The following is an 8,746-nucleotide window of genomic DNA, read 5'->3' on the forward strand; positions in this document are numbered from 1 at the left end:
GTCGGTGCATCGCGGCGAGTTCCAGCTCCTCCTCGCCGACGAGGTGCGCCGTCGCCTCGGACCCGACGCGATCCGGCTCGGCTGGCGAGCCACGGGCGTCGAGCACGCCGACTCCACCGACACGGTGCGGTTCGCGGATGCCGCAGGCGCCGAGCTCGCGCTCCAGGCCGACGTGGTGGTGGGCGCCGACGGCATCCACTCGGCCCTGCGGGCGCAGGCCTACCCCGACGAGGGCACGCCGCCGTGGAACCGGCTGGTGCTCTGGCGCGGAACGGCGCTCGCCCCGACCTTCCTCGACGGCCGCACCATGGTCATGGCCGGCGACGGCGAGCAGAAGTTCGTCGCCTATCCGCTTGTGGCCCCGGGCGCGGAGCGCGGCCAGACCCGGGTGAACTTCATCGCCGAACGTCGCGCACCCGACGGCATGTCCGAGACGGCCGACTGGAACCATCCCGTCGACGCCGCGCCGATCGTCGAGCTGTTCGCCGACTGGCGGTTCGACTGGCTCGACGTGCCGGGCGTCATCGCCGCCGCGGAGCGGATCCTCGAGTACCCGATGGTCGACCGCGACCCGCTTCCGCGCTGGACGTTCGGTCGCACCACGCTGCTGGGCGACGCCGCGCACGCGCTCTACCCGAACGGCTCGAACGGGGCATCGCAGGCGATCCTCGATGCACGATCGCTGGCCTTCCACGTCGCGACCGTGCCGGACGTCGAGGATGCCCTCCGGGCGTACGAGGAGGATCGCCGTCCGGCCACGACCCGCCTGTCGGGCCTGACCCGGCAGCTCGGGCCCGAGCGCGTCATGCAGCTGGCCCGGGATCGCGCGCCGGGCGGGTTCGTCGACATCCACGACGTGATCCCCGAGCAGGAGCTGCGCGAGATCGCCGACTCCTACAAGCGCGCCGCCGGATTCCACCCCGAAGAGCTCAACGAACGGGCCTCGCTCACCCCGCCGGGGCGACCGTGAGCGCGCCGACGGATCGATTCGAGGTCCGCCGGCTCAGCGCGATCATCTCGCCGCTGCGCCGGAGCCTGCTGCGTGCGGCCCGCACGGCCGAGCACCTGCCCGACATCCCCGATGCCCAGGTCGAGGTGCTCCGCTCCCTTCCCGCCGGAACCGTGCGCAGTCCCGCCGAGATCGCCGAGGAGCTGACGCTGAGCCGAACGACCGTCAGCAACCTGCTGGGCACGATGGAGACTGCGGGACTGATCACGCGCGAGACCGACTCGCTCGATCGGCGTCGCGTCGCCGTGCGGGCGTCGGCGCGAGCGGTGAGCCTGCTCGGCCGCTTCGACCAGGCGAGCGCGGCCCTTCTCGCCGAGGCCATCGCCGCGCTCCCCGACCACGATCGCGTCGTGCTCGGCGCCGCACTGCCCGCGCTCGAGCGGCTGCGCGACGAGATGCAGGCGATCGCGCGGAACGCCCGCGACTCGGGGCGGCCGTCGTGAGCGTGCAGCCGCCGCCGACGGGACTCGAGCGGATATTCCGGGTCGAGGTGCTGGTCGCCGGCATCGAGGACCATGGATCGACGAGCGCGGGCCATCGCCGGGTCGTGCCGATCCTCGGCGGTCGGCTCTTCGACGGCCTCGACGCGGACGTGCTGCCCGGCGGCGCCGACTGGCAGGTCGTGCGCCCCGACGGCACGATCGAGATCGACACGCGGTACTCGGCTCGCACTGCCGACGGGGCGCTGCTGCACCTGCGGACCCACGGCATCCGGACCGGCAGCGTCGAGGTGCTGGCGGCCCTCGGCCGTGGTGAGGAGGTGCCGGCCACCGAGTACTCGTTCCGCCTGCACGTGGTCGTGGAGACGTCCTCGACGGCGCATGCGCACCTGGAGCGCTCGCTCATCGTGGCCGCGGCGGCTCGCGGCGCGGGGCTGGTGGCGTACGACGCCTACCGGATGACCTGACCGCGGAGATCGGTCGGAGCCTACCGACCCAGCGCATGAAGGCGCCGCGTTCAGCGCAGGTCGAGCCGCATGAGCACCCGGGGGAATCCGTTGAGCACCGACTCGGTGTCGGACGCCTTCGTGAACCCGGCCCGCTCGAAGAGCGCCTGCGTGCCGGCGTAGGCCATCGTCAGGTCGATCTTCTTGCCCCGATTGTCGAGCGGATAGCCCTCGATGGCGGGCGCGCCGTACTCGCGGGCGAACTCGACCGCGCCCGCGAGCAGCGCGTGCGAGATGCCGCCGCCGCGGTGACCCGGGCGCACGCGGATGCACCACACCGACCACACATCGAGGTCGTCGACGTGCGGGATCTTCCGATTGCGCGCGAAGCTCGTGTCGGCGCGCGGGTGCACGCCCGCCCACCCGACGACCTCGTCGCCGTCGTAGGCGAGCACCCCCGGCGGCGGATCCTGTCGGCAGAGCTCGCGGACGCGCTCGCCGCGCGCCGGGCCGTTCAGGGACAGGTTCTCCTTCGAGGACGTCAGTCGGTAGCTCAGGCACCAGCAGACGTTGGCGTCGGGCCGCTTCGGACCCACCATCGTCTTCACGTCGTCGAACGCCGTCGCCGGGCGCACCTCGATCGCCATGCCGTAAGCGTGCCATCGGCCTCCGACAACGGCACCGGGGATGCGCTCGGTACGCTGACCACGTGGCCGACGACCTGCCGTTCCTCGACCTCGCCGGGTTGAGTGCCGCGAGCGAGCGACTCTACGTGCACGTGCTCATGACCGGGCGAGCGAGCGTCGCCGCGATCGCCGCCCAGTTCGAGCTCGACGAGTCGACCGCCTTCGAGCGGCTCGAGAACCTCCGGCAGCTCGGCCTGGTGTCGCGCCTCGAGGGGGAGCCGCCAGGGTACGCGGCCGTCGATCCGCGGTACGCCCTGCGGGCGATCATCGATCGACTCAGCGATCAGGCCCTCCGCATCCGCGAGGCCATCCCCATGCTCGTCGAGTACTTCGACGCGGCGGCACCCGGCGATGCGGCCTCGCACCACGCGGTGGTCCTGACCGATCCCGACACGGTCGCCGGCTGGTACGCGAGGCTGCAGCATCAGGCGAGACGTGAGTTCCTCTCGTTCGACCGGCCGCCGTACGTCTCGGCATCGCTCGATCCGTTCGAGGCGGCGGTGCTCGCTCGCGGGGTCGACTGGCGCGCGGTCTACACGATCGAGAGCTTCGACGAGGCCACGACGTGGGACGAGGTCGAACGGCTCGCCGAGCAGGGCGAGCAGGCGCGCATCACCGACGACCTTCCGGTGAAGCTCGCGATCGTCGACGATGAGATCGCGCTCGTGTCGCTGAGCCTCGAGCCCGGACGCGTCGACGCCCTCATCACGCACGCGCCGCCGCTCGTGCACGCCCTCCGAGAGCTCTTCGAGTTCCACTGGTCTCGTGCGATGCCGTTGCCCGAGGCGAAGGAGCGAGTCGAGGGCGGAGCATCAGACCTCGCGATCGCCGAGGAGCTCGGCCGGCGTCCCTCGCTCGAGGAGCGGTCGATCCTCACGCTCATGGCCGTCGGGATGAAGGACGACGCGATCGCCAGGCAGCTCGGGATGTCGCCCCGCACGCTTCGTCGGCGCAGCCAGGAACTGCTCGCCGAACTCGGTGCGGGCAACCGGTTCCAGGCGGGCGTCGAAGCCGCGAGGCGGGGCTGGCTCTGACATTCCGACCGCTCATGTAACGGTCACGTTTCGCGCCGTGGCCACCTCCGGTCTTTGGCCGATATCGGCCAACGAGGCGAGGGTCGGCTCGCACACAATGGGACGATCGTCGGCCGTCGAATGGCACGACGCCCCGGTATCCGTTCCCAGCAAGGATCCTCGTGACCACACGTACCCGCTCCGCCATCGTGACGGGACGGCGTCGCTCGACCGCGACCCTCACCGCCGCCGCCCTGTTCCTCACGCTTGGCACCGCCTTCTGGCCTGCGTCGGCCGCCGCGGCCGACGACACTCCCACTCCGATCGCACCCGTCACCGCACCCTCGACCGCGGTCGAGGCGACGGCGAAGGACGGTGCCCCGTTCGAGGACGGGCGATACATCGTCACCCTCCGCGACGAGGCGGTCGCCACGTACGCCGGAGGAACGGGCTCGTTCTCGGCGACGCGCGCGCCCGAGGGCGAGGAGCTCGCCGCCCGCTCGAAGCGTGCGGTCGCCTACGCCGACCACCTCAGCGAGGAGCAGGCGGCGGTGGCGGAATCGGTCGGGGCCGACATCACCAGCTCGTACACGCTCGCGACCAACGGCTTCAGCAGCACGCTGACCGCGGACCAGGCCGCCGCGCTCGCCGCCGACTCGCGGGTCCTCGCGGTCGTGAAGGACGAGCTCCTGCACCTGCAGGCGGCCGTGCCGTCGACCGACTTCCTCGGCCTCGGCGGCGAGGGCGGCGTGTGGGACGCCACGGGCGGCGTCGAGTCGGCCGGCGAGGGGGTCGTGGTCGGCATCATCGACTCGGGCGTCGCACCCGAGAACCCGTCGTTCGCGGGCGAGCCGCTCGGTGATGCACCCGGCGCCGAGCCGTACCGCGATGGCGAGTCGATCGTCTTCGACAAGGCCGACGGCACGCGGTTCCGCGGCGCCTGCGTCACCGGTGAGCAGTTCACCACCGACGACTGCTCGACGAAGCTCATCGGCGCACGCTACTTCCTCGACAACTTCGAGGAGGCCTCGATCGGCGCCGACCGCGCCGAATACGTCTCGCCCCGCGACGGCAACGGCCACGGCTCGCACACGGCGAGCACGGCCGTCGGCGACCACGGCGTGCCGGCCGAGGTCGCCGGTCGCGAGCTCGGCGAGATCTCGGGCGTCGCGCCCGCCGCCAGGCTCGCGGTGTACAAGGCCTGCTGGTCGGGTCCCACGCCGCAGGACGACGGATGCGCCACCGGCGACCTCCTCGCCGCGATCGACGCCGCGGTCTTCGACGGCGTCGACGTGATCAACTACTCGATCGGCGGCGGTGCCGCGATCACGACCGTCTCGCTCACCGACCAGGCGTTCCTGCGCGCCGCGGCTGCTGGCATCTTCGTGGCCGCCTCGGCCGGCAACGACGGGCCGGAGGCCTCCACTGCCGACAACGCCGCGCCGTGGATCACGACGGTCGCGGCATCCACCATCCCGAGCTACGAGGCGAGTGTTCGCCTCGGTGACGGACGAACCTTCCTGGGCGGGTCGATCACGGTGCCGGCCGACGGATCGCTCGCCGGGCCGCTCGTCGCGGCATCCGTCAGCGGCGTCGAGGGCGCCGACGAGCCGCGGCTCTGCGGACCGGGCACCCTCGACCCCTCGCGGACGGCCGGTGCCATCGTGCTCTGCGAGCGAGGCGTGGTCGACCGCGTGGCGAAGTCCGCCGAGGTGGCCCGCGTGGGCGGCATCGGCATGGTGCTCGTGAATCCCGGGCCCAACTCGATCGACCTCGACACCCATTCGGTGCCGACGGTGCACCTCGACGCGGAGGCGTACGACGCGGTCAGCGGCTATGCCGCGACGGCCGGCGCGAGTGTCACGCTCGAAGACGGCAACACGACCGGCGGGCCCTCCGCCCCGGCGCCACAGGTCGCGGGCTTCTCGTCGCGCGGGCCGATCCTCGCCGACGGCGGTGACGTCCTGAAGCCCGACGTGGCGGCGCCCGGCGTCGCGATCCTCGCGGATGCGGCGAACGCCGAGGGCGAGGCCCCCCGCTTCCAGCTCCTGTCGGGCACGTCGATGGCATCGCCGCACGTCGCCGGGCTCGCGGCGCTGTATCTCGGCGAACGGCCGAACGCGTCACCCGCGGAGGTGAAGTCCGCCCTCATGACGACCGCGTACGACACCGTCGACCGCGCCGGCCAGCCGGTCGATGACCCGTTCCTCCAGGGCGCCGGCCACGTCGACCCCACGCGGTACTTCGAACCCGGGTTCCTCTACCTCAACGACGTCGATGACTGGTACGGATACGTCCAGGGCCTCGGCCAGGTGGATGTGGGCGTCGAACCAGTCGATCCCTCGAACCTCAACCTCGCGTCGATCTCCGTCGGCGCCCTCGCCGGCGTCGAGACGGTCACCCGCACGGTCACGGCGACCGCGCCCGGGCACTACGAGGCGCAGCCGGTGGACATGCCGGGGGTCGAGGTGACCGTGTCGCCGTCGGAGCTGGACTTCGCGGCGGCAGGCGACGTGGTCTCGTACACCGTGACGTTCCGGCGCTCGGACGCCCCGCTCGACGCGTTCACCACCGGCACGCTGCGTTGGGTGGGCGACGACGGCACCGTCACGACGCCGCTCGCCGTGCGGCCGGTCGTCCTCAGCGTTCCCTCGGAGGCGGTCGGAGCCGGGATCGACGGCTCGCTCGAGATCCCGGTCTCGGCGGGCGACACGCTCGACGTGCCGATCGCGGTCGACGGCCTCGTCCAGGGCCACGTCCTGCGCGGGCATGGCACCGAAGGGGGTGCACGGGATCGCCACGTGATCGAGATCCCCGAGGGCACGACCTACGCCCGGTTCGATCTCGATGCGGCCGACGATGCCGCCGACCTCGACCTGCGCCTCTACCAGCTCGACCCGTTCGGCAGCAGCTGGCTCAGTCGTGAGGCCACGACGCCGAAGGCCGACGAGCAGATCACCGTGCCCCTGGCCTCGAGCGGTCGCTACGTGCTGGAGGTCGACTTCTTCGCGGGCGAGGGCGACCTCGACTACGAGCTGACGAGCTACTTCCTCGGCGGCGACGCGCACGTCGGCGACCTCACCGCGGATCCGGCCGTGTTGCCGATGAAGCTCGGTGAACCGGCATCCGTCGACGTGTCGTGGTCGGGGCTCGCCCCCGGATCGCGGTATCTCGGCCGGGTGCACTTCGGTGAGACCAACCGAGTGACGAACCTCGTCGTCTCGACGCCCGGCGAGCCGGCCGCGGGCGACGAAGACCTCGCCGTCACGGTGGCGCCCGAGTGGGTGCGCCCCGGCAAGGGGTTCAGCGTCGAGGCGGTCGGGCTCGCACGGGCAGCGGAGTACTCGATCTCGCTCGACGGCGAGCCCGTGGCGGTCGGCCGTGCCGGGAACGGCGGCGAGGTGGCCCGGTACCTGAACGTGCCGGCGGATGCCGCCGAGGGCCCGCACGTCGTGCGGATCGAGTCCGACGGGGAGCACGCCGAGGCGGAACTGCACGTCGCGAGCCTCGTCATCCACGACCTGTGGGAGTTCGTGGACTACGCCGCCGACGGCACCGCGACCGCCGGAGCCGAGATCACGTTCGGCGGCATCGGCCCGGTTCGGGTCGTCATCGAGAGCGACGGCGGGGCGGTCGCGCTCGACGAGACCCTCGAGCTGTCGGTCGATCCGATGTTCGACGCCGACAGCCGCCGGTCGTCGGCGGTGCCGGTCGTGCCCGGCGACTACACGGCGCGCGTCTGGGCGATCGCGGGTGACGGCTCGCAGACCCAGCAGCGCGAGTACGCCTTCACGGTCGCCGAGACCGCCCCGTCCGCGGTGACCATGACCCAGAATCCCGAGAACGAGAACGCGATGGACCTCGTGTACGAGAACTCGACCGGCCAGGTCACGCAGGCGACCCTGCGCTACAAGATGTGCAACGGTCCGCTCGTCTTCGCCACCGTCTGGATCGACAAGCCGGTCATCACCGGCACGTTCGACCTGACCGCCATGACGGGCGTCGAGTTCCTGCTCGACGGCGAGGTGCTCGGCGCCTACGCGAACCACGGATCGGAACGGTGCGCCGGCGAGCCGAAGATCTCGAACGACTTCTGGGCGACCATGTCGGCGACGGATGCCACGTCGGCGCGAGCCCCTCATGCGGCAGAGGCCGCAGAAGCCGCCGAGACCCCGATCACGCTGACGTTCAGCAACCGGTACCCGGCGTACAGCCGCGGGTTCGACTTCTCGGTGGGCTACGGCTGGGACATCTACCAGGGCAGGTTCCACTGGGAGCAGGTGCCGCACGACCAGGTGCTCGAGCCCGGGCCCGTCGCGTCGCGAACCATCCAGGTCGAGGAGGATGCCGCGTTCTGGGTGCGCGCGAAGTACGAGGTCCTCTCGCCCGACATCCACATCTCGGCGCACCGCGTGATCTTCACGACGCCGGTCTCGCTGGCGCAGCTGGCCCCGGTCGAGGATGAGGAGCCGGGTGGGCCGACCGGTCCCGGCGACGGCGGGTCCGACGGCGGAGCGCCGGGATCGGGATCGCCCTCTGCGCCCGCAGCCGGCGGTGGCTCGGATCTCGCGCACACCGGCGTGGAACTGGGAGGTGCCCTCGCGCTCGCGGCGGTCGTCGTGGTGCTCGGCGGCATGCTGCTGGCATCCGGGATTCGTCGTCGCCGAGGAGGCCGCGCCTAGCCCGTCGTCCGCCGGAATCCCGTTCCCGCACCAGAGTCCCGAGCGCTCGGGATTCCACCGCGGGAACGGATTCCGCTGCGCGGGGACGGCCGGGCGGCCAAGGCGCGCGGGCCGCAGGGTTGACGAGTCGCCCCGGTCGGCGTACATTCACCCTCATGGGTGAATATCAGATGGACGCCGTGCTGAGCGCGGTGGCCGACTCGACGAGGCGGGCGATCCTCGACCGGCTGCTCGTCTCCGACGCGCGGGTCACCGAGGTCGCCAGCGCCTTCCCGATCTCGCTCAACTCGACGAGCAAGCACATCAAGGTGCTCGAGCGCGCCGAACTGGTGCAGCGCACGGTGCGGGGTCGCGACCACGTGCTCTCCCTCCGGGGTGAGGGGCTCGCCGAGGCCGTCGCGTGGATGYAGCGCTACCGCGAGTTCTGGGAGCAGCGGCTCGCCGCCCTCGAGGCGTTCGTGCTGCAGGAC

At 71.9% G+C, this 8,746-nt stretch carries 7 protein-coding genes; 6 read left to right on the top strand and 1 reads right to left on the bottom strand.

What is annotated here, in order from left to right:
- The 3 genes from AC1DY2_RS10390 to AC1DY2_RS10400 form a co-directional block, all read left to right on the top strand.
- Nucleotides 1–970, top strand: a 970-nt coding sequence (locus AC1DY2_RS10390; protein ID WP_476762358.1) for an FAD-dependent monooxygenase, incomplete at its 5' end; no start/stop codon positions are given.
- A complete protein-coding gene (locus AC1DY2_RS10395; protein WP_476762359.1) occupies nucleotides 967–1,452 on the top strand; it encodes a MarR family winged helix-turn-helix transcriptional regulator in 486 nt (161 codons plus the stop codon). The genes AC1DY2_RS10390 and AC1DY2_RS10395, both read left to right, overlap by 4 nt.
- Nucleotides 1,449–1,916 (top strand): DUF3237 domain-containing protein, encoded by a 468-nt coding sequence (locus AC1DY2_RS10400; RefSeq protein ID WP_476762360.1) that lies wholly within the window; start codon nucleotides 1,449–1,451, stop codon nucleotides 1,914–1,916. The genes AC1DY2_RS10395 and AC1DY2_RS10400 overlap by 4 nt, the downstream gene beginning before the upstream one ends.
- Before the next feature lie 50 nt (nucleotides 1,917–1,966).
- Here AC1DY2_RS10400 and AC1DY2_RS10405 read toward each other — a convergent pair whose 3' ends face one another.
- Nucleotides 1,967–2,542, bottom strand: coding sequence for a GNAT family N-acetyltransferase (locus AC1DY2_RS10405; RefSeq protein WP_476762361.1), 576 nt, complete (start codon nucleotides 2,540–2,542; stop codon nucleotides 1,967–1,969).
- Between the two features lie 62 nt (nucleotides 2,543–2,604).
- On the opposite strand from AC1DY2_RS10405, the gene AC1DY2_RS10410 reads away from it, so the two are divergent.
- The 3 genes from AC1DY2_RS10410 to AC1DY2_RS10420 form a co-directional block, all read left to right on the top strand.
- Nucleotides 2,605–3,615, top strand: a complete 1,011-nt coding sequence (locus AC1DY2_RS10410; protein WP_476762362.1) for a helix-turn-helix transcriptional regulator — start codon at nucleotides 2,605–2,607, stop codon at nucleotides 3,613–3,615.
- Nucleotides 3,616–3,776: 161 nt separating this feature from the next.
- Nucleotides 3,777–8,276, top strand: coding sequence for a S8 family serine peptidase (locus AC1DY2_RS10415; RefSeq protein WP_476762363.1), 4,500 nt, complete (start codon nucleotides 3,777–3,779; stop codon nucleotides 8,274–8,276).
- Nucleotides 8,277–8,431: 155 nt separating this feature from the next.
- The coding region (locus tag AC1DY2_RS10420; protein ID WP_476762364.1) for an ArsR/SmtB family transcription factor at nucleotides 8,432–8,746 on the top strand (315 nt) is incomplete at its 3' end.

The organism is Agromyces sp. P1_H4, from assembly GCF_056405255.1.